The sequence below is a fragment of the Streptomyces sp. NPDC046876 genome (assembly GCF_040645035.1).
Lineage (GTDB): Bacteria > Actinomycetota > Actinomycetes > Streptomycetales > Streptomycetaceae > Streptomyces.
Window position 1 is genome coordinate 1 of sequence record NZ_JBEYXK010000066.1, and the last position, 24,617, is coordinate 24,617.

The window sequence follows — 24,617 nt, forward strand, 5'->3', positions numbered from 1 at the left end:
GGGCGGGGGCGGGGGCGGGGGCTGGGGGTGGGGCGGGGGCTGCGGACGAGGTGGGCGAGTTGAGGGGGTCGGGGGGCAGGAGGGGGTCGGGGGGCTTCGGCGGCTTCGACATTGCCGTGGCATCCTTCCAGACCGGGAGGCCCCGGGGGGCGGCGGTTGGCCGGATTCCCATGCCGGTGTCCAAGGCGGCGACCGGGACACCGCCGGACCCGACGATCTCCGCTAACCACCGCACGGGCCACTGCGCTTCGGCGCGATCACTGCGGTGCACGGGGGCCGAGGGGGCGGGATCACGGTGGGGCGGGGTCGGGGAGTGTCCGGGGGCGTCCCGGCCGCCCCCCTCAACAGGCTGTTGCGGATCCCTCGCCTCAGGTAAGTTCCCTTTGGGAACTTAGTATCGGCACGTACGTGCACGTGCCCACCATCGACGACCCAAGGGGGCCCACCATGCCCGATCCGCGCGACCCGCAGGACACCTGGACCGCCGTGGACGGCTACTTCGACGGGCTGCTCGTCCGGGAGGACGAGGCGCTCGTCCTCGCTGCCGCCGATTCCGCAGCCGCCGGATTGCCTCCGCATCAGGTGGCCCCGAACCAGGGGAAGTTGCTGAACCTGCTCGCGCGGATCCACGGGGCCCGGCGCATCCTCGAGATCGGCACCCTCGGCGGGTACAGCACCATCTGGCTCGGCCGGGCGCTTCCGGCGGACGGGCAGCTGGTCACGCTGGAGGTCGACCCGCAGTGTGCCGACGTGGCCGCGGCGAACGTCGCCCGAGCCGGCCTGGAGCACATCGTCGACATCCGGCGCGGCAAGGCCATCGACCTCCTCCCGCAGCTCGTCGACGAGGAGCCGTTCGACCTGGTGTTCATCGACGCCGACAAGCCGTCCAACCCCGACTACCTCCACTGGGCCCTCGAGCTCACCCGCCCCGGCAGCGTCATCATCGGCGACAACGTCGTCCGCGACGGCGCAGTCACCGATGCGACGAGCAGCGACCCGCGCGTGCAGGGCGTACGGCGCTTCACCGAACTCATCGCCGAGCAGCCGCGGTTGACGGCCACCGCCCTCCAGACCGTCGGCGGCAAGGGATACGACGGCCTCATCCTGGCCCTGGTCACCGGCTGACACCTGCCCCGTCGTATGCTCGCGCCGACCAACGATCACAGCGACGCAACAACACCAGAACGGCACCACCGCAACACCCCAGGGGGAACCACATGACCTCGACCATCGAGGCCAACAAGCAGGTCGTCCTCGGCTTCTTCGAAGCCGTCAGCCAGCGCCGGATCGACGATCTGTCGACGTACATGGCCGCGGACGTCATCGACCACAACAAGATCATCCACGGTGAGGCCGACGAGCCCGGCGCCGCCTTCGACGGCATCCGCAGCCAGCTCGCCGCATTCGACCCGCTGCTCGTCGACGTCGACGAGCTGGTCGGCGAAGGCGACCGGGTCGTCGCCCGGGTCACGCAGCGCGGCACGCACGGCGGGACGCACCCGCGCATGCCGCAGCCGACCGGCCGTGACTTCGAGGTGGAGGCCATCTGGATCTTCACCCTCGCGGAGGGGAAGATCGCCCAGATCCGCGCGGTCAGCGACCGCCTGGGCTTCTTCCTCCAGCTGGGCTGGGACTGGCCGCAGGCGGACTGACACCCCGCGACGGCGTGACCGGGCCGGCGCCATCAGCTCCGGCCCGCCACCGAAGGAAGTAACCTCACCCGGATGACGGCACTTTCCCAGCACGGCTCCCCGTACGTCGAGCAGCCCGGCCGCAGCGGCGCCACGGCCACCGCCGAGGCCGATCCGCGCGCGGTCGGCCCGGTTCGGACGTCCTACGCCCCGGACCCCGACGGGAATCCCGACCCCGGTGAGATCGTCTGGACCTGGGTTCCGTACGAGGAGAACGACGGCCGCGGCAAGGACCGCCCGGTGCTGGTGGTCGCCCGGGAGGCGGGCCGGCCGACGCTGCTGGCCGTACAGCTGTCCAGCAAGCGGCACGACGACGACCGGGAGTGGGTGCCGATCGGCGCCGGGCCGTGGGACGGCGCCGGACGGGAGTCGTGGGTGGACGTCGACCGGGTGCTGCGGGTGCACGAGGGCGGGATGCGGCGCGAGGCGTGCGCGCTGGACCGCGGACGCTTCGACCTGGTCGTCAACCGCCTCCGGGAACGCTACGGCTGGCGGTAGCCGGTCGCCTGACCACGACCCGCATCACCTTCAGCCTCCCTCTCGACGTCTCCCTTGAAGGTGCTGCCCTTCCGGCTGTGGACGGACCGGCTCCGGGAACCGCGCCCGCGGAAAACAGACGCCACCATCGAGTGCCGCACGTCATGGCTGCTTCCAGAGGCAGGGACTCAGCGCGGCTGATCGTCGCCGGGGCGGTCCCGGCGCGGCGGATACGGAGCGGGCCCGGCCATCCGCTGAGTGAGGGCCTCCACCTGCCCGCGGAGGGCCGCGATCTCGGCGGTCAGGGAGTCGAGTGAGGCTTCGGCGGGGTGGGTGACGGGCTTCCGGCCCTGCTCGTCGGGAGCAGCGGCCGGCCCACCGTCCTCCTCAGACCCGAAGAAGCTGGCCAGGATGCCGGCGAGGATGCCCAGGACGCCGATGCCGGTGACCATGATGCCGAAGCCCGCCCACCGACCGGCGGAGGTCTGCGGGGCGATGTCGCCGTACCCCACTGTGGTCAGTGTCACCACGCCCCACCAGAGGGCGTCACCGAACGTCGCGAACTCCGGATTGACCGGCCGTTCGGCGTGGTAGGCGATCAGCGCGGCGACCAGCACCACGCCGGTCGCGACCACGGTCACCCGTTGCAGCCGTGCCAGCAGGCGCCGCGCCCCCCTGGTCACCAGGAGCAGCCGGGCCAGTCGTGCCACGCGCAGGACGACGACGAACCGTCCCGCCTGGGCGCCGGGCAGCAGGAACCAGGGGGCCGTGGCGATGACGACGAAGAGGTCGAAACGGCCGAGTGCCGAGCTCGTGTACCGGTCGAGGTGGCGTACGTGCACCACGTAGTCGGCGAGGAACACCAACCAGGCGGCGACGTTGACGGCGGTGCTGAACCATGCGCCGGGCTGGGGAACCACAACGAGCGGAAGGACCGCCGCCGCGATCATCGGCAGCCGCATCCGCGCCTCGAACCGCTCGAGCCGGCCGCTGTCATCCCCGGCCCCCGGCCCACCCGGCCCGGACCGACCATCAGGAGCGACGCGCATGCTCCGATCCTGGCCACCCGTCCCGCTCCCGGCCAGTCGGCAGCGTGCATCCGGGGCGCACCGACGTAGGCACCTGGCGTTAAGCCGACCGAGGAGGCGGCCGTGCCGACCGAGGGTGCAGACGCTGAGGGTCGGCCGGATGGCCGGCCGGAGCATCGCTTCGCACTCCGGACGAGCGGCGTCTTCGCACGTCACCGGAGGTTGGCGAGCTCGCCGTTCAACCTCGGCGCGAGATGAGTCGGGCGAGTGGAGCACCACGCTTCCCTGGCGGCATCGCGGCTGGTGCACTGGGGAGCGGTGCAGCCCTGAGGACACACAGGTGTCCCGGGCCAGGCTGCCGCGCGAACGGGTGCACGGGGCTCTGCGCCCAGCGCATCTCGAGCGCGGAGAGGTGTTCCACCCGCTCCGGGGACGGGCTCGCGGCGCGGCTGCGCCGGTACCCGATCCAGGCTCCGAGCCGGCGCTCCTGCTCCTTACCCACCGCCCGAGGTCCTCGCCCTGGCGCACGACGCCGCCCGGCTCCACCGGCAGCTCGCCGCCGGCCGCCAGGTGCAGCCGGACGAGGTGGAAGGCGCCCGCCGCTGCTCGTTCTCGGCGCCCTTTCGGGCGGCGACCCGCGCGTTCTCCAGCCAGATCCCCGCCTTCGCGCCCTGGTGGGGTGGCGTCCAGCGGCGCCAGGAGGGCTCGTTCTCCGTGGCCCGTCCGCGTGCGGCTGCCGACCCTAGCCCTCGCCCCACAACACCCGCTCGAAGACCCCCCGCACCCCCGGATCCCGGTCCAGCACCCCGAACACCACCCGTTCGAAGACCCCGGCGAAGCGCCCGGTCAGGAGCCCGCGGAAGGCCTCCGCCACCTCCGCGGGGTCGTTGCGGAACACCCCGCACCCCCACGCGCCCAGCACCAGCCGCGGGTACCCGTGCAGCGCGGCCGTCTCCAGTACGCGTTCCGCCCGCCGGGCGAGGGCGGCCGGGATCTCGGCGGTGCGCTCGGGTTCCTGGCGGCGGATCGTTCCGGCGTTCGGGGCCGGGGAGGTGAGGAAGCCGACGCGGAACGGGGCGTCCAGCAGGTCGCCGCGGTCGTCGCGGAAAACGGGCACGCCGGGCGAGTGAATCACCCGGTCGGTGTAGAACGTGCTGCGTTCCGCGCGGTGGGTCTCGTAGTACTCGGGAGCCAGCAGCAGCGTCTCGTACAGGGCCGATGCGCGGCACAGCGCCTCCTCCTGCGCCTTGGCCCCGCGGAGGTAGCCGCCGCCGGGATTCCGGGCCGAGGCGAAGTTGAGCACCGCCACGCCGCCCGGTTCCGGGACGTCGGCGGCGAGCCTACGGGCTGCGACCGTGCTGCTCTCTCCCGTGACCTCGATGGCGGTCCGGCGGTATCCGGCCACCAGCGGCTCGTCTGGAATGACATGGTTCGGCCCATATATTCTGGTTCCGGCCTTGGCCTCCGCCAGGGCGGCGGCGAGGGAGACATGCCGCCCCGACCGTGTCCGGTATCCACCGGTGGCCACGATGTTCGTGTTCTCCCGCGCGATCTCACGCAATCTGCTGCTCACGGCCCCATCGTCAGCAGCTCCGGGCGTACGCGTCCACGCGTTTTCCGCGTTCCGATCGGAACAACGCGAAAGAAATGCGGCTCGATTCGACTCTTCGGCACCCGACAAGGACGGGTAGGCATGGTCAAGTCACCGCTAAGGACAGGAGATCCGGCCATGCTGCCTCAGGATTCATCCGCCCCACCCGCATCCCGTTCCCCAGGCGACTCGTCCACGATCACCGAAGCCACCGCCGAGGAGCTGGTCCACGGCATCTGTTTCAAGACAGGACCGCCCCGTACGCTCGGTGCCGAGCTCGAATGGCTCGTGCTGGATGCCGAGCGGCCCGGCGAGCCGCTGCCGCCCGAACGGCTCAGCGCCGCGCACGACGCGGCCCGCGCCCTCCCCCTGAACTCCCGCTTCAGCATCGAACCCGGCGGGCAGCTGGAGCTCAGCTCGGCCCCCGCCGCCTCCCTCTCCGCCTGCCTGGACGGTCTGCAGGCCGACCTGGCCGCCGTACGGGGCGCACTGCGCTCCCAGGGCCTGGTCCTGCACGGCACCGGCCTGGACCGGCGTCTGGACCCGCGCCTGGACCGGCGCCTCCCTCCGCGCCGCCTGCTCTCCAGCCCGCGCTACGACGCGATGGAGACCTACCTCGACCGCTTCGGCCCCGCCGGCCGGGCCATGATGTGCTCCACCGCGTCCGTGCAGGTCTGCGTGGACGCCGGGTACGAGGAGCCCGGCCCGCTGGGGTACGGCCGGCGCTGGCGGCTGGCCCACCTGCTGGGCGCCGTGTTCGTCGCGGCCTTCGCCAACTCCCCCGCCCGCGAGGGCCCGTACGCCGGATGGCGGTGCGCCCGCCAGGGGATCTGGGGCGACCTCGACTCCCGGCGCGCGCTCGCCCCGGTGCTGGACGCCGATCCGCGCACCGCGTGGACCCGGCACGCGCTCGACACCGAGGTGATGTGCGTGCGGTCCTCCCCCGAAAGTCCCAACGGAGCCGACGGACCCAACGGCCCCTCCGGACCCGCTGGACCCGCCGGACCCGCCGGACCCGCCAGTCTCGCCGACCCCGCCGACCCCTGGCCGGTCCCGCGCGGGCTGACGTTCCGCGACTGGCTGCGCGCCGCCGGCTCCGCCGACGGTGCTGCCCCGGGCGGCCGGACGGCCCCCGCCCCGCCCCACGGCGCGGCTCTGCGGCCGCCCACCGCCGAGGACCTGGAGTACCACCTGACCACCCTCTTCCCCCCGGTACGCCCGCGCGGCCACCTGGAGCTGCGGATGATCGACGCGCAGCCCGGTGACGACGGCTGGCTGGTCCCGGTGGCCGTCGTGCACGCGCTGTTCGACGACCCTGAGGCCGCCGGGACCGGATACCGGGTGGCCAAGGCGCTCGCCGACGCCTACGGGTCCCGGCACGCCCCCCGCAACCCGCTCTGGCAGTCCGCGGCCCGCCACGGCCTGGCCGATCCGGACCTGCGTGCGGCGGCGGCGACCTGCTTCCGGGCCGCGGCCGAGGCGCTGCCCCGGCTCGGCGCGAGCCGACCCGTACAGGACGCGGTGGGTTCCTTCATGGAGCGGTTCGTACTGCGCGGACGATGTCCCGCCGACGAGGCCGCCGAGAGAGACGACCAGCTGACCGGGACGGGGGCCCGCCGATGACCACGGGAACAGAATCCGCAGGGACCGGGCCCACACCCGCAGGGACCGGCCCCACACCCTCAGAAACCGTTCTGCACCGCTCCCCCGCCGCCGTCCGCGAGCAGGCCCTGTCCGCCCTGGTCGCCGCGCGGGCGCGCACGGCCGGGCTGACCGACGCGGTCGGCGACCACGACCTGACCGCCCAGCACTCCCCGCTGATGTCGCCGCTGGTGTGGGACCTCGCGCACATCGGCAACATGGAGGAGCTCTGGCTCCTGCGCCACGTGGGCGGCCGCGAGGCCATGCACCCCGAGATCGACCCCCTGTACGACGCCTTCGAGCATCCGCGGGCCGAGCGCCCCAAGCTGCCCCTGCTGGGCCCCGCCGAGGCGCGCCGCTACACGGCGGAGGTCCGCGGGCGGGTCTTCGACCTGCTGGAGCGCACACCGCTGGAGGGCACCGCCCTGCTCGACTCGGGCTACGTGTTCGGGATGATCGCCCAGCACGAACAACAGCACGACGAAACGATGCTGATCACGCATCAACTGCGGCGCGGCGAGGCAGTGCTGACGGCCCCCGACCCGGATCCGCCGCTGGGTCCGCCGCCCGCCGCGGCCGAAGTGCTCATCCCCGGCGGCCCGTTCACCATGGGCACCTCCGCCGAGCCGTGGTCGTTGGACAACGAGCGGCCGGCGCACGTTCGCGAGACCGGCCCGTTCTGGATCGACACCGTGCCGGTGACGAACGCCGCGTACGAGGCGTTCATCGCGGACGGCGGCTACCGCGACGAGCGCTGGTGGGCGCCCGAGGGCTGGGAGCAGGTACGCCGGCACGACATCGGGGCCCCGCTGTTCTGGCGCCGGGAGGCGGGCCAGTGGCTGCGCCGCCGGTTCGGGGTGACCGAGCCGGTGCCGGGCGACGAGCCGGTCCTGCACGTGAGCTGGTACGAGGCGGACGCCTACGCCCGCTGGGCGGGCCGGCGCCTGCCCACCGAAGCGGAGTGGGAGAAGGCGGCCCGGCACGATCCGGTGACCGGCCGCTCCCGGCGCTATCCGTGGGGCGACGCCGACCCGACCCCGGCGCACGCCAATCTGGGGCAGCGGCACCTGCGCCCGGCGCGGGCGGGGAGCTATCCGGCGGGGGCGTCCGCGCTCGGGGTGCGCCAGCTGATCGGTGACGTGTGGGAGTGGACGTCCTCGGACTTCCTGCCCTATCCGGGGTTCCGGGCGTTCCCGTACAAGGAGTACTCGGAGGTGTTCTTCGGCCCGGAGTACAAGGTGCTGCGGGGCGGTTCCTTCGCGGTGGACCCGGTGGCCTGCCGGGGTACGTTCCGCAACTGGGACCTGCCGGTGCGCCGGCAGATCTTCTCCGGGTTCCGCACGGCCAGGGACGGTGCCTGATGTGCCGTCACATAGCCTTTCTGGGGCCCGAGGTGCCGCTGGGGCGGCTGCTGAGCGATCCGGAGCACTCGCTCGTGCGGCAGGCGTGGGATCCGCGCCGGCAGGTCAGCGGCACGGTGAACGCCGACGGGTTCGGGGTCGGCTGGTACGCGGAGGGCGATCCGGTCCCCGCCCGCTACCGGCGGGCCGGGCCGATCTGGGGCGACCTGACCCTTGCCGACCTGGCCCGTGTCGTGCGCGCCGGGGCTGCGCTGGCCGCCGTACGGGACGCGACGCTGGCCGGGGCGGACGGCGAGGCCGCGGCGGCGCCGTTCGCGTCGGGGCCGTGGCTGTTCAGCCACAACGGCGCGGTACGGGGCTGGCCGGATTCGGCGGCGCCGCTCGCGGCCGGGCTGCCGCCGGCTGAGCTGCTGTCGCTGCCCGCCGCCACGGATTCGGCGCTGGTCTGGGCGCTGGTTCTGCACCGGCTGCGCGCGGGCGACGACCTCGGCACCGCGCTCGCGGAGACGGTGCGCGAGCTGGCCGAGGCGGCTCCCGGCTCCCGGCTGAACCTGCTGCTGACCGACGGCGCCGCCATCGCCGCGACGGCCTGGGGGGATTCGCTGTGGTACCTCGCCGATGTGCCGGCGCAGCGCGTCGTGGTGGCCTCCGAGCCGTACGACGCGGACGCGCGCTGGTGCGAGGTGCCCGACCGGACCCTGTTGACCGCCCACCGCACCCGGGTCGTGCTGACCCCGCTCAAGGAGACGCCCAGTGAGTGACTTCCGCCTGACCCGCACCCTCGACGAGGACGCCGCCGAGACGGCGCTGCGCGAGGACGTGGCCCTGGGGCTGACGCAGGCCCCGAAGGCACTGCCGCCCAAGTGGTTCTACGACGCGCGGGGCAGTGAACTCTTCGAGGAGATCACCCGGTTGCCGGAGTACTACCCGACGCGGGCCGAGCGGGAGATCCTGCTGGCGCGGGCCGGGGAGATCGCCGCGGCGAGCGGGGCCCGCACCCTGGTGGAGCTGGGCTCGGGGTCTTCGGAGAAGACCCGGCACCTGATCGAGGCGATGCCCGAGCTGGACACGTACGTGCCGGTGGACGTGAGCGGGAGCGCGCTGGAGGGCGCGGCCCGGGCGCTGCTGGCGGAGCATCCGGGGCTGCGGGTGCGGGCGCTGCTGGCCGACTTCACCAAGCCGCTGCGGCTGCCTGAGGCGCCGGGTCCGCGGCTGGTGGTGTTCCTGGGCGGCACGATCGGCAATCTGCTGCCGGCGGAGCGGGCCGTGTTCCTGGCCTCGGTACGGGCGATGCTCTCGCCGGGGGACGCGCTGCTGCTGGGGACGGACCTGGTGAAGGAGGAGTCCGTGCTCGTGGCGGCGTACGACGATGCGCAGGGGGTGACGGCCGAGTTCAACCGGAACGTGCTGTCGGTGATCAACCGGGAGCTGGACGCGGACTTCCCCGTCGAGGACTTCGCGCACGTCGCGGTGTGGAACCGGGAGCAGGAGTGGATCGAGATGCGGCTGCGGGCCCGGTCGGAACTGGTGGTGAAGGTCCGGGCCCTTGATCTGCTGGTGCCGTTCGAGGAGGGTGAGGAGATCCTGACGGAGGTGTCCGCGAAGTTCCGTCAGGAGGGCGTACGGAAGGAGCTGGCGTCGGCCGGGCTGGAGCTGGCCCGGTGGTGGACGGATGCCGAGGGCCGCTTCGCCCTGTCCCTGTCGGTGGCCGACGGGGAGACGGGCTGGGCGGGCACGCCCGGGAGCAGCGCGGTGGACGCAGAAGAAGCAGAGGCAGCAGAAGAAGCAGAGGTAGCAGCGGACGCACAGGACGCCGAGGGGGAGGTGACGGCGGCCTGAGCGGCGGCGGTCCCCGCGGCAGGGCATGCTGCGGGGACCGCGCCGGGCGGGGCGGCGCGGACGGCGGCCTGAGCGGCGGCCGCGAGGTCCCGCCGGGTCGGGTACCGGCCGGGCGGGATCCGCGGCAGCAGCCGCAGCTCGGCCCGGATGCCGCGGGCGCGGACGATCCGCCACAGCGAGGCGGTCAGCGGGTCGTCGCCGACGAAGGCGGCCGCGCCGGCGGGGCTGCCGTCGGGGAGCCGGTAGGAGATGCGGACGGGCTGGACGGGCGCGTCCGCGTCCAGGGCGGACTGGAACGCGGCCCGCCGGAAGGGGCCCTGGGCGCGCCCGCACCAGGTGCTGCCCTCGGGGAAGACGGTGATCCGCTCCCCGGCGCGGAGGGCGCGGGCCAGGGTGGCGACGGTGTCGGGGAGGGCGCGGATCCGGTCGCGCCGGATGAAGAGGGTGCCGGCCTGTGCGGCGAGCCGGCCGAGGACGGGCCACTCGCCGATGTCGCTCTTGGCCAGCATCCGGGAGGGCAGGGCGGCGGCGACGAGCGGGATGTCCAGCCAGGAGACGTGGTTGGGGACGATCAGGCGGCCGCCGGGCGCTCCCGGGCCGCCGTGGAGCGTGATCCGCAGGCCGAGGGCCCGCAGCAGTGCGGCCGACCAGGCCCGGACGACGGTGTGCCGGTGCCGGCTCGCCAGCAGCCGGACCGGCGGCGCGCCCAGGATCCCGAGCAGGAGGAGGGCGGCCGCGCCGGTGAGCCGCAGGACCGCGCGCGGGACGCCCACGGTGTTTCCCCCGTGGCCGGCGCAGGCGCGGGGGGTGCAGGGCGAGGTGGGCAGCCAGACGCTCATGCCGTCGGGACGAGCGAGAGGAAGTGCTTGAGGTAGCGGGGGTTGGTGCGCTTGAGCGAGAGCAGGACGTACAGGTCGGCGCAGCCGAACGCGGCGTCGAGGGCGGGCTCGCCGCAGACCCAGGCGCCGAGGCGCAGGTAGCCGCGCAGCAGCGGGGGCAGCGGCATGCGGTCGGGGAAGGCGATGCCTTCGGGCTTCCAGGGGAGGTGCGGGGTGACCCGGTACTCCTCGGGGGCGAGGTTGCGGGGCAGGACGTTCTCGCGGGTGGCGGCGGCCAGGACACCGCCGTCGGCGAGCGGTATCGAGCAGCAGCCGGCGAGCCAGTTGTGTCCGGAGCGGTCCATGTAACGGGCGAGCCCGGCCCAGATGAGGGCGATGGCGGCGCCGTTGCGGTGGTCGGGGTGGACGCAGGAGCGGCCGACCTCGACGAGGTCGGGGCGGATGGGGGCGAGGGCGGAGAGGTCGAACTCGCTCTCGGAGTAGAGGCGTCCGGCGACGGCGGCGCGCTCGGGGGGCAGCAGCCGGTAGGTGGCGACGACCTGTTCGGTTTCCTCCTCGATGACGAGGAGGTGGTCGCAGTACGCGTCGAAGGCGTCGGAGTCGAGGCCGGGCTCGGGGCCGTCGAGGCGGGCGCCGAGCTCGCCGGCGAAGACCAGGTGGCGCAGCCGCTGGGCGGCGCGTACCTCGTCCTCGGTGCGGGCGAGGCGGACGGCGTACCGGGTGGGGGTGCCGGCGGGGTCCGGTGCGGTGGGGGACGCGACCGGGGAAGGGGCGGGGGATGCAGTGGGGGAAGGGATGGGGGGAAGGGCGGACGGGGACAGGGGTGCGATGGTCATGGCGGCTCCTGGTCCGGGCACGGGGCCGGGCCGCGGGTGTGGCGGACCGGCTCCTTTACTTCTTCCGTGACCGGCTGGATTCGACATGACCGCTTCGCGGCCCCCGGGTGTGCGGACGCTGAACTCGGCGGAGCACCCGGTGGGGAGGCCCGAGGAAGCCGTGGGCGTCAGCGGTCGGAGTTCAGCACCTTGGCGATCGCCTCGGACGCGGTCCTCGCGGCCTTCCTGGGGTCCTGGCCGGAGAGGACGGCCGTCATGTAGGGCTTGATCGGGTTCTTGGCCTCGACCTCGGCCCAGCGGGCGGACTTGGGGGTGGCCCGGCCCTGGGCGGCGCCGGCGGCCATGCTGGCGGCGCCCTCGTTGCCCTCGACCACGTGCGCGAGGGTGGTCTTGTTCGGCACGCAGCTCATGGTGCGGGCGAGCTCGGTCTGCCACTCCTCGCCGACCAGGGCGGTGATGACGTCGATGGCGTGCTCGCGCTGTGCGGTCCTCGCGGGGACGATCAGGACGGACCCGCCGGTGAAGACGGCGCCGGGCTTGTCGGAGGTCTTGCCGGGGACGGGGAAGAAGCCGAGTCTGCCCTTGAGGGCGGGGTTGGCGGCCTCGATGGCGGCCGCCTGGCCGGGCGGGGCGATGATCTGCGCGACCTGGCCGCGGGCGAAGACCTCTGCCTGCGGGGGCGTCTCCTCGTCGGCGTCCTTGGGGCCGTTGCCGAGGGCCTGGAGCTGCTTGTAGAACTCCATGCCGGCGAGGGCCTTCTCGTCGTCGAGGGCGCCGCTCCACTTGCCGGCGTTGTCGACGGCGAGGTCGCCGCCCTCGTCCCAGATGAACCCCGACAGGACGTACCAGTTCTGGCCGGGGAGGTAGATGCCCTGCTGCTCGCCCTTGTCGAGCTTCTGGGTGGCCTGGATCCACTCCTGGCGGTTCCTGGGCGGGTTCTTGATGCCGGCCGACGCGAAGAGGTCCTTGTTGTAGATCACCACGCGGTTGGCGGCGTACCAGGGGACGCCGTACTGGGCGCCGTTGATGCTGGCGGGGTCGGCGAGGCCCTCGAGCCAGTCGTGGTTGCCCCATGTGCGCAGGCCTTCGAGGGTGAGCTCGGAGAGGCCCCCGGTCTCGATGTACTGCGCCACCTGGGTGTTGCCGACCTCGATGACGTCGGCTCCCTCGCCGCCCTTGCCGGAGAGCACGGCGTTGACCTTCTCGCCGATGCCGGTCCACTCCTGGATGCGGACGTCGAGGTCGACGCCGGGGTGCTCCTTCTCGAAGGCGGCGGTGAAGTGCGTGACGAAGCCCTCGGACGCGCTGCCCTTCATCAGCCAGAGCGTCACCTTCTGCGGGGCGTCGGCCGGGCCTGCGGGCCGGCTGCAGCCGGCGAGGGCGGTCGTGGCCACGAGGGCGGTGCACACGGCAAGCAAGCGCATCTTCACGAAAGGTCACCTTCTGGGGAGCGATTCGAGTTGGCTTGAAATTGGCATAGACCAATGGGCGGGTCAAGGCCTTCTCCCTCAGGACCCCCTGGGATTCTCCGGGCATGGCTCGCGGAGCGGGGCGTAGTGGGGCACCGTAGAACACGACAAATCGCCCACACCGGGGAGACCTCCATGTCCAACCACACGTACCGGGTGACCGAAATCGTCGGCACGTCCACCGAAGGCATCGACCAGGCCGTCCGCAACGGCATCGCGCGGGCGGCCCAGACGCTGCGCAAGCTGGACTGGTTCGAGGTCACCCAAGTGCGCGGCCACATCGAGAACGGGGCGATCGCGCACTACCAGGTGGGGCTGAAGGTCGGCTTCCGCCTCGACGACGAGGACTGACACCCGCCGCAAGGGCTACGCGGACGCCCACCGGAACGGCGACGCCCGCGGCTCAGGTGCGCCCCTCCCCCTCCTGGGCCGCCTTGAGCTCGGGCGCCTCCGCCGCCCAGTTCGCCAGCACCACCGGGAAGCCCGCGGCGCGCGCGGCCTGGCAGACCAGCTCGTCGTCGTCCACCAGGACCCGCACCTCGCGGCCCCGGGCGATCCGCCGGAGCACCTCCAGCTTGGTCGTCCGGGCCGGGCGCCGGTCCTGGTTGCCGCGCATCCACACCCGCCCCTCGGGCAGTCCGTGCCGGGTCAGCCACTCCTCCGTGTCGGCCCGGCACCGCTCCGGGCGCCCGGTCAGGTACACGATCTCGCTGTCGGCCGCGCGCTCCACCGCCAGCGCCACCCCCCGGGCGAGCGGCGGGTCGGCCGGGGCCGCGCCGAAGAAGCCGTCCCAGTCGCGGGGGCGGCGCTCCAGGAAGTGCTGGCGGTGGTCGGTGTCGGCCAGGGTGTTGTCGATGTCGAAGACGGCCAGGGGCCGGCGGTCGGTGCGTCCACTCATGCGGGCCAGCCTAGGCTGGGGAATCCTGGCGGGCGCCGGACGTTGAGACGGATGTGATCCGCAGACTCTCCATCCTCGACCGGTCCCGCGTCCGCGAGGGGCACCCCGCCCCACAGGCCCTGCGCGACACGGTCGAACTCGCCCGCGCGGCCGAGCGGCTCGGCTACCACCGGTTCTGGGTGTCGGAGCACCACAGCGTGCCCGGCGTCGCGGGTTCGGCCCCCGCCGTGCTGGCTGCCGCCGTCGCCGGCGCGACCCGGCGGATCCGGGTCGGCACCGGCGGCGTGATGCTGCCCAACCACCGGCCGCTGGTGGTCGCCGAGCAGTTCGGGGTGCTGGAGTCGCTCTTCCCCGGCCGGATCGACATGGGCCTCGGCCGCTCCGTCGGCTTCACCGGCGGGATCCGCCGGGCGCTGGGCCGCGACACCGACGACGCCGACCGGTTCGAGGAACAGCTCGCCGAGCTGCTGGGGTGGATCGACGGGACGCAGCAGGACCACCCCGAGGTGCACGCCCGCCCCGCGGAGGGGCTGCGGATCCCCGCGTACGTCCTGGCCACCGGCGAGGGGGCGGGCATCGCGGCCCGGGCGGGGCTGCCGCTGGTGGTGGGCGATCTGCGGGCCCGGGAACGGGTCGCCGGGATCGTGGAGCGCTACCGCGAGGAGTTCCGGCCCTCCGAGCGGTGCGCGCAGCCGTACGTGGTGGTCTCCGGGTCGGTGGCGGTCGCCGCCACCGAGGAGGAGGCCCGGCGGATCCTCCTGCCGGAGGCATGGTCGGTGGCGTACTCGCGGACCCGGGGCAGCTTCCCGCCGCTGCGCCCGGCGCAGGAGGTCGAGGCGCTGGAGATGAGCCCGAAGGAGCGGGAGCTGTACGAGGGCGCGCTCGGCGGGCACGTGCACGGCACCGAGGAGCAGGTGGCGGCGCAGCTCACGGAGGTGGCCGCGCTGACCGGGGCGGACGAGCTGCTGGTCACCACGTCCACGTACGACCGGACGGCGCTGCTGGACTCCTTCGGGCGGCTGGCCCGGCTGGCGGGCCTGCCCGCAGCCGCAGGTGCGGCGGTCCCGACCGGCCCGTGACCGCAGGGCCCCCGTAAACTGGGGCGAATGCACCACTCCACCGAGCCTGCGGCCCCCGTCCGGTCCCCGGCCCCCTCCCCGCCCCCGTCCCGGCCGGACGCCCACGACCCGTTCGTACGGGTGCGGGGCGCCCGGGAGCACAATCTGCGCGGGGTCGACGTGGACATCCCGCGCGACGCCCTGACCGTCTTCACCGGGGTGTCCGGCTCGGGGAAGAGCTCGCTCGCCTTCGGCACGCTCTACGCCGAGGCCCAGCGGCGCTACTTCGAGTCGGTGGCCCCGTACGCCCGGCGGCTGATCCACCAGATCGGCGCGCCGAAGGTGGACTCGGTCACCGGGCTGCCGCCGGCGGTCTCGCTGGAGCAGCGGCGCTCGTCCCCCGGTTCGCGGTCCTCGGTGGGGACGGTGACCCTGCTGTCGAACTCCCTGCGCATGCTGTTCTCCCGCGCCGGAACGTATCCGCCGGGCGCGCCGCGCCTGGACTCCGACGCCTTCTCCCCCAACACCGCGGCCGGGGCCTGCCCTTCGTGCCACGGGCTCGGCAGCATCCACCGCACCAGTGAGGAACTGCTCGTCCCCGACCCCGGGCTGTCGATCCGCCAGGGGGCCATCGCCGCCTGGCCGGGGGCCTGGCAGGGCAAGAACCTGCGGGACATCCTGGAGGTGCTGGGCCACGACGTCGACGCGCCCTGGCGGGAGCTGCCTGCGGCCGACCGCGAGTGGATCCTGTTCACCGAGGAGCAGCCGGTCGTCACCGTGCACCCGGTGCGGGACGCCGACCGCATCCAACGGCCGTACCAGGGCACGTACATGAGCGCCCACCGCTATGTGATGAAGACCTTCTCGGACAGCAGGAGCGCGACGCTGCGGGCACGGGCCGAGCGCTTCCTGACCGACTCGCCGTGCCCGGTGTGCGAGGGCCGGCGGCTGCGGCCCGAGGCGCTTGCCGTCACCTTCGCCGGCCGGACCATCGCGGAGCTGGCGGCGCTGCCGCTGACCGGCCTGGACCGGCTGCTGGCGCAGGCGCAGGCTCAGGCTCAGGAGGAGCGGTCCGGGGAGGCGGCGCGGGTGCTCGCCGAGGACCTCCGGTCGCGGATCGGGCCCGTCGTGGAGCTGGGGCTGGGCTACCTGAGCCTGGACCGGACCGCGCCGTCGCTGTCGGCGGGCGAGCTCCAGCGGCTGCGGCTGGCGACACAGCTGCGGTCGGGACTGTTCGGGGTGGTGTACGTGCTGGACGAGCCGTCGGCGGGGCTGCACCCGGCCGACACCGAGGCGCTGCTCGGCGTACTCGACCGGCTCAAGGCGGCGGGCAACACGGTGTTCGTGGTGGAGCACCACCTCGATGTGGTGCGGCATGCGGACTGGCTGGTGGACGTGGGCCCGCTGGCCGGGGAGCACGGCGGGCAGGTGCTGCACAGCGGGCCGCCCCGGGAGCTGGCCGGCGTGGCGGGGTCGGCGACGGCGCGGCACCTGTTCCCCGCGCACGAGCCGGAGCCCGGGCCCGTGCGGGAGGTACGGGAGGCCCGCGGGGCGGTCCGGCTGGCCGGGGTGGAGCGGCACAACCTGCGCGGTGTGGACGTGGAGTTCCCGCTCGGGGTGTTCACGGCCGTCACCGGCGTGTCGGGGTCGGGCAAGTCCACGCTGGTGGGGCAGGTGCTCGCCGGGGAGGTCGGCGAGCGGCTCGCCGATCCGGGTTTCCCCGTGCGCAGGCTGGTGGAGGTGGACCAGAAGCCGATCGGGCGGACGCCGCGGTCCAACCTGGCCACGTACACCGGGCTCTTCGACGTGGTGCGCAGGCTCTTCACGGCGGCGCCCGGGGCGCGCGAGCGCGGCTGGAAGGCGGGCCGGTTCTCCTTCAACGTGCCGGGCGGGCGGTGCGAGACCTGCCAGGGCGAGGGCTTCGTCTCGGTGGAGCTGCTGTTCCTGCCCAGTACGTACGCCCCCTGCCCGCAGTGCGGCGGCGCCCGGTACAACGCCGAGACCCTCCAGGTGCGCCACGAGGGGCTGAACATCGCGGAGGTGCTGGCGCTGACGGTGGAGTCGGCAGCCGCGTTCTTCGCCGGGGTCCCGGCGGCGGCGCGCAGCCTGCGGGCGCTGGAGGAGATCGGGCTCGGCTACCTGCGGCTGGGGCAGCCGGCCACGGAACTGTCGGGCGGCGAGGCACAGCGGATCAAGCTGGCGGCGGAGCTGCAGCGGCAGCGCCGCGACCACACCCTGTACCTGCTGGACGAGCCCACGACCGGGCTGCATCCGGCGGACGTGCGGGTGCTGATGCGGCAGTTGCACGGGCTGGTGGACGCGGGCCACTCGGTGGTGGTCGTGGAGCACGACATGGACGTGGTGGCGGGCGCGGACTGGGTCGTCGACCTGGGACCGGGCGGCGGCGCCGAGGGCGGCCGAGTCGTGGCGGCGGGCACGCCGGAGCAGGTGGCGCGCGCCGGCCAGGGCCGTACGGCGGTGTACCTGGCGCGGGCGCTGGGCGCGCGCTGAGCACCAAAAACCCAGCCGGCTCCGCCGCCGCCTGACCCGGGGGCCCGCCAAAACCAGCCCCGCCGGCGATTGAGGCGCGGGTCCGGGCGGAGCCCGGTGCCCGGCGGAGCCGGGTTCGCGCCGGCGGTACGGGCAGGCGGCGGCCGGGGTCCCGCCCTTGTGGCGCCGCGGTACGGCTACGCGTCTCCGGGCAGCAGGTGCTGCGCGACCTCGCGGAAGCTCCAGATGCCGCGCCGGCGGGTGAACATCCACACCAGGTCGTAGCGGTCCGGCCAGACCGCGGGCACCCCGATCACCCGGTCCGCACCGAGGGCGCGGACCAGCGGGGGCACGCCCGGATGCTCCCAGCAGACGAGCACCGGCATCGCGGCGGCCAGCACGGCGCGGGCCAGGGCCGGTTCGGCGCCGACGGCGAAGTCCGTCCGTACGGGCGTCCCCAGGGCGGCGGCCAGGGCCCCGACGGTCTGCCGGCAGCGGGCGGGAGCGGCCGCGCCGCCGGCTGCGAAGACGGTGGCGGGTCGGGGCAGCACCGCGGCGCGGGCCGGTACGAACAGGCGCGCCAGCCCCTCGGCCCGCCGCCATCCGCGCCCGGCGAGGAAGCCGGGGCTCTCGTTGCCGTCGGCGTCCTCGCCGGTGTCGCCCGCGTACGGCTTCTCCGCGTGCCGGATCACCATGACCAGGGCGTCCTCCGGCCCGGCCGGAGGGCCGGGGGCCGGGCTCGCGACGCCGGTCCGCTCCCGGGAGCAGCCGGCCACCGCGAACGGGGCGAGTGCGGCGGCCAGCACCGCTCGGCGGCACGGTCCGGCGGACCCGGCGGGCGCATGGGGCATGGGCCCCACTGTCCCCCACCGCCGGGGCGGCCCCGGGCGCGGCGCGGCGCCGCGCCCCGACGAGCCCCCGGTCGGCCGATCCCCTGGGCCGATCGGGTTCAGCCGCGCCGCGTACCGCCCTTGCGGGCCGCCCGCAGCCATTCGCGGTTCATCGCGGCGATCGACGGCAGCGGGATGCCCTTGGGGCACGCGGTGGCGCATTCGCCGGTCAGGGTGCAGCCGCCGAAGCCCTCGGCGTCCATCGTGGCCACCATGTCCAGGACGCGGGTCTCCCGTTCGGGCGAGCCCTGCGGCAGCACGTTGAGGTGGTTGACCTTGGCGGAGGTGAACAGCATGGCGGAGCCGTTGGGGCAGGCCGCGACACAGGCGCCGCAGCCGATGCACTCGGCGTGCTCGAAGGCGTGGTCGGCGTCGGCCTTGGGTACGGCGGTGGCGTGCGCCTCGGGCGCCGAGCCGGTCGGGGCGGTGATGTAGCCGCCGGCCTGGATGATCCGGTCGAAGGCGCTGCGGTCCACGACCAGGTCCTTGACCACCGGGAAGGCCGCGGCCCGCCAGGGCTCGACGTCGATGGTGTCACCGTCGGCGAAGGACCGCATGTGCAGCTGGCAGGTGGTGGTGCGCTCGGGGCCGTGGGCGTCGCCGTTGATGACGAGGCTGCACGCTCCGCAGATGCCTTCGCGGCAGTCGTGGTCGAAGGCGACGGGCTCCTCGCCGCGCAGGATGAGGTCCTCGTTGAGGGTGTCGAGCATTTCCAGGAAGGACATGTCACGGGAGATGCCGTCGACCTCGTACGTGACCATGGCGCCGGGGGCGTCGGGGTTCTGCTGGCGCCAGACGCGCAGGTTGAGCTTCATGCGTAGCTCCGCTGGGTGGGGTGGACGTACTCGAAGACGAGGTCTTCCTTGTGCAGGACGGGTGCGGCGCCGGTGCCGCGGAACTCCCAGGCGGCCGCGTAGGCGAACTCCTCGTCGCGGCGGGCGGCCTCGCCGTCGGCGGTCTGGGACTCCTCGCGGAAGTGGCCGCCGCAGGACTCGGTGCGGTGCAGGGCGTCGAGGCACATCAGCTCGGCGAGCTCGAGGTAGTCGACGATGCGGTTGGCCTTCTCCAGGGACTGGTTGAGCTCGGTGCCGCTGCCGGGGACCTTGATGCGTCTCCAGAACTCCTCGCGGATCTGCGGGATCCGGGCGAGGGCCTTGCGCAGCCCCGCCTCGGTGCGGGCCATGCCGCAGTACTCCCACATCAGTTCGCCGATCTCCCGGTGGAAGGAGTCCGGGGTGCGGTCCCCGTCGACGGCGAGCAGCCGTTCGATGCGCTCGCGGGTCTCGCGTACGGCGGCCACGGCCTCGGGGTGGTCCGCGTCGACCGGGTCCTGGTGGGGGTGGCGGGCCAGGTAGTCGTTGATGGTGGAGGGGAGCACGAAGTAGCCGTCGCCGAGGCCCTGCATGAGGGCGGAGGCGCCGAGGCGGTTGGCCCCGTGGTCGGAGAAGTTGGCCTCGCCGATGGCGAACAGGCCGGGGACGGTGGTCTGGAGGTCGTAGTCGACCCAGAGGCCGCCCATCGTGTAGTGCACGGCCGGATAGATCCGCATCGGGACCTCGTACGGGTTCTCGGCGGTGATCCGCTCGTACATCTCGAAGAGGTTGCCGTACTTCTCGGCGACCTTGTCCTTGCCCATGCGGCGGATGGCGTCGGCGAAGTCCAGGTAGACGCCCTGGCCGCCGGGGCCGACGCCGCGGCCCTCGTCGCAGACGTTCTTCGCGGCGCGCGAGGCGATGTCGCGGGGCACGAGGTTGCCGAAGGAGGGGTAGATCCGCTCCAGGTAGTAGTCGCGCTCCTCCTCGGGTATGTCGGCGGCGGGACGGGTGTCGCCCTGGGCCTTGGGGACCCAGATGCGTCCGTCGTTGCGCAGGGACTCGCTCATCAGGGTCAGCTTGGACTGGTGGTCGCCGGTGCGCGGGATGCAGGTGGGGTGGATCTGGGTGAAGCAGGGGTTGGCGAAGTACGCGCCGCGGCGGTGCGCCCGCCAGACGGCGGTCGCGTTGGAGTTCATGGCGTTGGTGGACAGGTAGAAGACGTTGCCGTAGCCGCCGGTGGCGAGGACGACGGCGTCGGCGAAGTACGTGGAGACCGCGCCGGTGACGAGGTCGCGGGCGACGATGCCGCGGGCCCGGCCGCCGACCGTGATCAGGTCGAGCATCTCGGTGCGGGCGTGCATCTCGACGTTGCCCGCGGCGATCTGCCGGGACAGGGCCTGGTAGGCGCCGAGGAGGAGCTGCTGGCCGGTCTGGCCGCGGGCGTAGAAGGTGCGGGAGACCTGGACGCCTCCGAAGGAGCGGGTGTCGAGCAGGCCCCCGTACTCGCGGGCGAAGGGGACGCCCTGGGCCACGCACTGGTCGATGATCTCGACGGAGATCTGGGCGAGGCGGTGGACGTTGGACTCGCGGGCCCGGAAGTCGCCGCCCTTGACGGTGTCGTAGAAGAGGCGGTGGATGGAGTCGCCGTCGTTGCGGTAGTTCTTGGCGGCGTTGATGCCGCCTTGCGCGGCGATGGAGTGGGCGCGGCGCGGGGAGTCGGAGTAGCAGAACTGGACCACGTGGTAGCCCTGTTCGGCGAGGGTGGCGCCGGCCGCGCCGCCGGCGAGGCCGGTGCCGACGACGATGACCGTGTGCTTGCGCCGGTTGGCCGGGTTGACGAGCTTGGCCTCGAAGCGGCGGCGGTCCCAGCGTTCGGCGATCGGTCCGGCCGGGGCCTTGGTGTCGGCGACGGGCTCGCCGGTGGTGTAGTGCGTGTAGTGCGTGTAGTCGTTCACGTGGTCGTTCACCTTGTCGTTCACGGTCAGTTCACCACTCCGGTCATGACGGCGACGGGGACGGAGACGAAGCCGGCGAAGAGGACGAGGGCCAGGGCGTTGGCGAGGGACTTCAGGGTGCGGTCGCGTCGGGCGTTGCCCGCGCCGAGGGTCTGGGCCGCGCTCCAGAAGCCGTGGCGGACGTGGAGGCCGAGGGCGGCCATCGCGGTGATGTAGACGGTGTTGCCGTACCAGGTGGAGAAGGTCGCGAGGACGTTCTCGTACGGGTGGCCGGCCCAGGCGCGCTCGTTGACGGTGAGCGTGGTGAGGTCGAGCAGGTGCCAGACGATGAACAGGCCGAGGATGACCCCGCCCCAGCGCATCGTGCGGGTGGCGTAGCTCGCGCGGCGGCGCTTGTGGGCGTACTTCACCGGGCGCGCCTTGATGTCGCGCCGGCTGAGCTGGTACGCGGAGACGGCGTGGGCGACGACGGCGGCGAGGAGGACCACGCGGGCCGCCCACAGGCCCCAGTGGCTGTGCAGGAAGGGCTCGCCCATGTGGCGCAGCCAGTGCGCGTAGCCGTTGAACTCCTCCGGGCCGAAGAAGATCTTGAGGTTCCCCATCATGTGGACGACCAGGTAGCCGAGCATGATCAGGCCGGATACCGCCATGACGGACTTCTTGCCGACGGTGGAGTCCCAGAGCGTGCGCGTGGTGGACGGTCGTCGGCCCGTCCGCGTTGCCAGAGCCATGCCACAGACGGTAGGGACGGAGGTGGTGAGAGGTCCAAGACATGGTTCCGCTCATCTCGATAGCCCTGGGCTATTAGCGGCGGTAGCCTGGGCGAATGCAGTTCCAGCAGCTCCTGTACTTCGTGGCGGTGGCCGAGACGCGGCACTTCACGCGGGCGGCGGAGCGGGTGCACGTCGCCCAGCCGTCGCTGTCGCAGCAGATCAAGGCGCTGGAGCGGGAGTTGGGGGCGGAGCTGTTCAGCCGGGCGCGGGGGAACATCGCGCTGACCGACGCGGGCGAGGCGCTGCTCCCGCTGGCCCGGCGGATCCTGGCGGACGCGGACACCGCGCGGGTGGAGGTGCAGGAGCTGGCGCAGCTGCGGCGCGGGCGGGTGCGGCTGGGGGCCACGCCGAGCGTGTGCACGGGCCTGCTGCCCGGGGTGCTGCGGGCCTTCCATGCCGCGCATCCGGGGATCGAGCTGCTGATCGAGGAGAGCGGTTCGCTGGACCTCGTACGGGAGCTGGCGCGCGGGGCGCTGGACCTGGCCCTGATCGCGCTGCCGCTGCCGCCTTCGGCGCCGGCGCTGGACACGGTGGAGCTGCTCACGGAGGACCTGGTGGTGGTCTCGTCGGCGCAGCTGCCGCCGCCGGCCGGGGGCGGTCCGCTGACGGTGTCGGCGCTGCGGGACGAGCCGATGGTGATGTTCCGGCACGGCTACGACCTGCGGGACCTGACGGTGGCCGCCTGCCGGGCTGAGGGCTTCGAGCCGGCGTTCACGGTGGAGGGCGGCGAGATGGACGCCGTGCTCGGCTTCGTCCGCGCGGGGCTCGGGGTGGCGGTGGTCCCCGCGATGGTGGTCGCCCACGCCGGGCCGGGGCTGCGCAGCACTCCGCTGGTCGGCGCCCCGCTGCGCCGCACCATCGCCCTGGCCCACCGCACGGACGTGGCGCCGCCGCGGGCGGCCCGCGAGCTCAAGCGGATGCTGCTGGACTGAGGCGGGGACGCACAGGCGTCACGATCTTCGGGCCGGGAGGGTTCTGTCGAGGCCGTCGGCCAGCATGGCGAAGGCCTGCTCGGCGTCGGCCACGGCCTCCGGGAGGGCCTCATCGGCGCTCTGGCCCGCCTCGACGCGCAGCCAGTTCTCCCGGCCCAGCTCCTGGCGGACCGTCACCAGGTGCCTGGCGGCCAGCCGGGCGGGGAGCGGCGGGATCGATTCCGCCTCGAGCGCCTCGGCGAGGAGGGCGACCTCGCGGTCCGTGTAGTGGGCCAGCCGGGTCTCCAGGCTGGCGGTGGTGTACAGCAGCCGCTGGTAGGCGACCACGTCGGGGTGGTCGCACAGGCCGGTGATCGGATCGCGTTCCGCCAGGGCGGCCAGGAAGTGCGTCCGCAGCGCGGCGACCGGGCTCTGGCCGGCGGGCCGTTCGCCGACGATGCGGGCGGCCTCGTCCTGGTGGTCGGCGAAGCGGTCGAGGACCAGGTCCTCCTTGGTGGGGAAGTACCGGAACAGCGTGGGCTTGGAGACCTCCGCCGCGGCGGCGACATCGGCCACCGCCACCGCGTCGAAGCCGCGTTCCAGGAAGAGCTCCAGGGCGGTGGCCGCCAGGTGCTGTCGCATGCGGAGCTTCTTGCTCTCGCGCAGGCCCGTCGTGTTCTCCATGGGAACAGCGTACCACGAATGAGTGACCGGGTAATTTTTGTGACCCGGTTGCTTTTTTCGGCGTGAGCCGCTTTCCTTGAGACGACGACGAGGAAAGGGACATCCGATGACGGACGTACTCATCGCGGGCTCCGGCCCGACGGGGCTCACCCTGGCCTGCGACCTGGCCCGCCGGGGCATCGCGGTCCGGGTCGTGGAGCAGCGCGAGGCACCGCACCGGGAATCGCGCGGCAAGGGACTGCGCACGAGCAGCCTCAAGGTGTTCGAGGAACTCGGCATCGCCGAGCGGGTGCGGGCCACGGGGCGGACGGGGCTGGTGCTGCGCAAGTACTTCGACGGGGAGCACGTCACCGACACCCCCGGGGACGACGACGGCTTGCTCATCGGCCAGTGGCAGATCGAGGAGGCACTGCGCGACCGGCTGGCCGAGCTCGGCGTCCGCGTCGAGTACGGCGCGCGGCTCGAGGCGATCCGCCAGGACGGGGCGGGCGTCGAGGCGGAGCTCGCGGACGGGCGCGTGATCCGGGCCGGGTACCTCGCCGGGTGCGACGGCGGCTCCAGCACGACCCGCAAGCTCCTGGGGATCCCCTTCGAGGGGCACACCGCCCAGGAGGAGGCGATGGTGCTCGGGGACGTGCGGGCGCCCGGGCTCAGCCGGGAGTTCTGGCACCAGTGGTTCACGGCGGAGGGCGGCGGCATCCTGCTCTGCCCGATGCCCGGCACGGACAGCTTCCAGCTCCAGGCCGTGCCCGAGGCGGACGAGCGGGGCGTGGCGCGGCCGCCGTCGCTGGAGGGGTTCCAGCGACTCTTCGACCGGTACGCGCGGATGCCGGGGATCAGGCTCGCGGATCCGACGTGGCTCTCGTCCTGGCGGATCAACGTCCGCGTGGCCGCGCGGATACGCGAGGGCCGGGTCTTCCTGGCGGGCGACGCGGCGCACGTCCACCCGATCGCCGGCGGGCTCGGCATGAACACCGGCATCGAGGACGCCGCCGCCCTCGGGCGGGCCTTGGCCGCGGTCCTGACCGGGGGCGCCGGGGAGGAGGTGCTCGATGGGTACGCAGCGGAGCGGCTGGCGGTGGCCGCAGCGGTGGTGGCCGACACGGCGCAGCGGTACGAGCGGGTCGTCGAGGCGGTCCGCACGCCCGGCCGCGGCACGGAGGCGGGCCGCGACCGGGACCCGTACGACCTCGCCCCGGAGCCGGACCTGGAGTCGGAACCGGAGGCACCGGAGCAGCGGCCCGAGCCGTAGGCCGGCGGGCCGCGGGCCCGGGCCGAGCCTGATCGCGCTCGGCCGGGGCCCCGCCGACGGGCCGTCAGGGGGAGGTGGTCAGGAGGGAGCCGTCAGGAGTGGGCCGTCAGGAAGGGGCT

At 73.6% G+C, this 24,617-nt stretch carries 22 protein-coding genes and 1 pseudogene; 12 read left to right on the forward strand and 11 right to left on the reverse strand.

Features of this window, described 5'->3' with window-relative positions:
- Positions 1-447: 447 nt before the first annotated feature.
- The 3 genes from ABZ924_RS27135 (at position 448) to ABZ924_RS27145 (ending at position 2,189) form a co-directional block, all read left to right on the forward strand.
- Positions 448-1,125: an O-methyltransferase gene (locus ABZ924_RS27135; protein WP_361914992.1), complete on the forward strand. Its 678-nt coding sequence runs from the start codon at positions 448-450 to the stop codon at positions 1,123-1,125.
- A 92-nt stretch (positions 1,126-1,217) separates the two neighbouring features.
- Complete coding sequence (locus tag ABZ924_RS27140; RefSeq protein WP_361914995.1) at positions 1,218-1,652, forward strand: ester cyclase; 435 nt, start codon at positions 1,218-1,220, stop codon at positions 1,650-1,652.
- 72 nt (positions 1,653-1,724) lie between these two features.
- Positions 1,725-2,189 carry a type II toxin-antitoxin system PemK/MazF family toxin gene (locus tag ABZ924_RS27145; RefSeq protein ID WP_361914998.1) on the forward strand — a complete coding sequence of 155 codons (465 nt, stop codon included), beginning with the start codon at positions 1,725-1,727 and terminating at the stop codon, positions 2,187-2,189.
- A 167-nt stretch (positions 2,190-2,356) separates the two neighbouring features.
- Here the strand turns inward: ABZ924_RS27145 and ABZ924_RS27150 are convergent, their stop codons facing one another.
- Both ABZ924_RS27150 and ABZ924_RS27155 read right to left on the reverse strand, forming a co-directional pair.
- Positions 2,357-3,217, reverse strand: a complete 861-nt coding sequence (locus ABZ924_RS27150; RefSeq protein WP_361915001.1) for an ion transporter — start codon at positions 3,215-3,217, stop codon at positions 2,357-2,359.
- 721 nt (positions 3,218-3,938) lie between these two features.
- A complete protein-coding gene (locus ABZ924_RS27155) occupies positions 3,939-4,769 on the reverse strand; it encodes a TIGR02452 family protein (protein ID WP_361915004.1) in 831 nt (276 codons plus the stop codon).
- A 156-nt stretch (positions 4,770-4,925) separates the two neighbouring features.
- Here ABZ924_RS27155 and egtA point away from each other — a divergent pair, with 156 nt between their 5' ends.
- Genes egtA through egtD form a run of 4 tightly spaced genes read left to right on the forward strand, consistent with a single transcriptional unit; the run spans position 4,926 to position 9,628 of the window.
- Complete coding sequence (gene egtA / locus ABZ924_RS27160; protein ID WP_361915007.1) at positions 4,926-6,410, forward strand: ergothioneine biosynthesis glutamate--cysteine ligase EgtA; 1,485 nt, start codon at positions 4,926-4,928, stop codon at positions 6,408-6,410.
- Positions 6,407-7,789: an ergothioneine biosynthesis protein EgtB gene (egtB, locus tag ABZ924_RS27165; RefSeq protein WP_361915010.1), complete on the forward strand. Its 1,383-nt coding sequence runs from the start codon at positions 6,407-6,409 to the stop codon at positions 7,787-7,789. Before egtA ends, egtB begins: the two co-directional genes overlap by 4 nt.
- The gene (gene egtC, locus ABZ924_RS27170; protein WP_361915013.1) at positions 7,789-8,550 is read left to right on the forward strand and encodes an ergothioneine biosynthesis protein EgtC; all 762 of its coding nucleotides are present in this window, start codon (positions 7,789-7,791) and stop codon (positions 8,548-8,550) included. Before egtB ends, egtC begins: the two co-directional genes overlap by 1 nt.
- Complete coding sequence (gene egtD, locus ABZ924_RS27175; protein WP_361915016.1) at positions 8,543-9,628, forward strand: L-histidine N(alpha)-methyltransferase; 1,086 nt, start codon at positions 8,543-8,545, stop codon at positions 9,626-9,628. The genes egtC and egtD overlap by 8 nt, the downstream gene beginning before the upstream one ends.
- A gap of 305 nt (positions 9,629-9,933) precedes the next feature.
- Here egtD and ABZ924_RS27180 read toward each other — a convergent pair.
- From ABZ924_RS27180 to ABZ924_RS27190, 3 genes and pseudogenes are all read right to left on the reverse strand, one after another.
- Positions 9,934-10,467, reverse strand: a pseudogene (locus tag ABZ924_RS27180) (lysophospholipid acyltransferase family protein); the annotation flags it as partial.
- Complete coding sequence (locus tag ABZ924_RS27185; protein ID WP_361915019.1) at positions 10,464-11,303, reverse strand: GNAT family N-acyltransferase; 840 nt, start codon at positions 11,301-11,303, stop codon at positions 10,464-10,466. The gene ABZ924_RS27185 and the pseudogene ABZ924_RS27180, both read right to left, overlap by 4 nt.
- Before the next feature lie 167 nt (positions 11,304-11,470).
- On the reverse strand, positions 11,471-12,733 hold the full coding sequence (locus tag ABZ924_RS27190) for an extracellular solute-binding protein (protein ID WP_361915022.1): 1,263 nt from the start codon (positions 12,731-12,733) through the stop codon (positions 11,471-11,473).
- 174 nt (positions 12,734-12,907) lie between these two features.
- Here ABZ924_RS27190 and ABZ924_RS27195 point away from each other — a divergent pair, with 174 nt between their 5' ends.
- Positions 12,908-13,123 carry a dodecin gene (locus tag ABZ924_RS27195; protein ID WP_361915025.1) on the forward strand — a complete coding sequence of 72 codons (216 nt, stop codon included), beginning with the start codon at positions 12,908-12,910 and terminating at the stop codon, positions 13,121-13,123.
- A gap of 52 nt (positions 13,124-13,175) precedes the next feature.
- Here the strand turns inward: ABZ924_RS27195 and ABZ924_RS27200 are convergent, their stop codons facing one another.
- Positions 13,176-13,670, reverse strand: coding sequence for a hypothetical protein (locus tag ABZ924_RS27200; RefSeq protein WP_361915028.1), 495 nt, complete (start codon positions 13,668-13,670; stop codon positions 13,176-13,178).
- A gap of 53 nt (positions 13,671-13,723) precedes the next feature.
- Here ABZ924_RS27200 and ABZ924_RS27205 point away from each other — a divergent pair, with 53 nt between their 5' ends.
- Positions 13,724-14,749, forward strand: coding sequence for an MsnO8 family LLM class oxidoreductase (locus ABZ924_RS27205; RefSeq protein ID WP_361915031.1), 1,026 nt, complete (start codon positions 13,724-13,726; stop codon positions 14,747-14,749).
- A gap of 27 nt (positions 14,750-14,776) precedes the next feature.
- On the forward strand, positions 14,777-17,239 hold the full coding sequence (locus ABZ924_RS27210) for an excinuclease ABC subunit UvrA (protein WP_361915034.1): 2,463 nt from the start codon (positions 14,777-14,779) through the stop codon (positions 17,237-17,239).
- A gap of 176 nt (positions 17,240-17,415) precedes the next feature.
- Here the strand turns inward: ABZ924_RS27210 and ABZ924_RS27215 are convergent, their stop codons facing one another.
- From ABZ924_RS27215 to ABZ924_RS27230, 4 genes are all read right to left on the reverse strand, one after another.
- Positions 17,416-18,069, reverse strand: coding sequence for a hypothetical protein (locus ABZ924_RS27215; RefSeq protein WP_361915037.1), 654 nt, complete (start codon positions 18,067-18,069; stop codon positions 17,416-17,418).
- Positions 18,070-18,167: 98 nt separating this feature from the next.
- On the reverse strand, positions 18,168-18,923 hold the full coding sequence (locus tag ABZ924_RS27220) for a succinate dehydrogenase/fumarate reductase iron-sulfur subunit (RefSeq protein WP_361915040.1): 756 nt from the start codon (positions 18,921-18,923) through the stop codon (positions 18,168-18,170).
- Entirely contained in the window at positions 18,920-20,878 is a 1,959-nt protein-coding gene (locus ABZ924_RS27225; RefSeq protein ID WP_361915082.1) for a fumarate reductase/succinate dehydrogenase flavoprotein subunit, read from the reverse strand. Before ABZ924_RS27225 ends, ABZ924_RS27220 begins: the two co-directional genes overlap by 4 nt.
- Positions 20,879-20,904: 26 nt before the next feature.
- A complete protein-coding gene (locus ABZ924_RS27230) occupies positions 20,905-21,609 on the reverse strand; it encodes a succinate dehydrogenase (protein WP_361915043.1) in 705 nt (234 codons plus the stop codon).
- A gap of 95 nt (positions 21,610-21,704) precedes the next feature.
- On the opposite strand from ABZ924_RS27230, the gene ABZ924_RS27235 reads away from it, so the two are divergent.
- Entirely contained in the window at positions 21,705-22,583 is an 879-nt protein-coding gene (locus ABZ924_RS27235) for a LysR substrate-binding domain-containing protein (protein WP_361915046.1), read from the forward strand.
- Between the two features lie 18 nt (positions 22,584-22,601).
- Here ABZ924_RS27235 and ABZ924_RS27240 read toward each other — a convergent pair whose 3' ends face one another.
- Positions 22,602-23,246 (reverse strand): TetR family transcriptional regulator, encoded by a 645-nt coding sequence (locus ABZ924_RS27240; RefSeq protein ID WP_361915049.1) that lies wholly within the window; start codon positions 23,244-23,246, stop codon positions 22,602-22,604.
- A gap of 106 nt (positions 23,247-23,352) precedes the next feature.
- On the opposite strand from ABZ924_RS27240, the gene ABZ924_RS27245 reads away from it, so the two are divergent.
- Entirely contained in the window at positions 23,353-24,498 is a 1,146-nt protein-coding gene (locus tag ABZ924_RS27245) for an FAD-dependent monooxygenase (protein ID WP_361915052.1), read from the forward strand.
- The last annotated feature ends 119 nt before the right edge of the window (positions 24,499-24,617 follow it).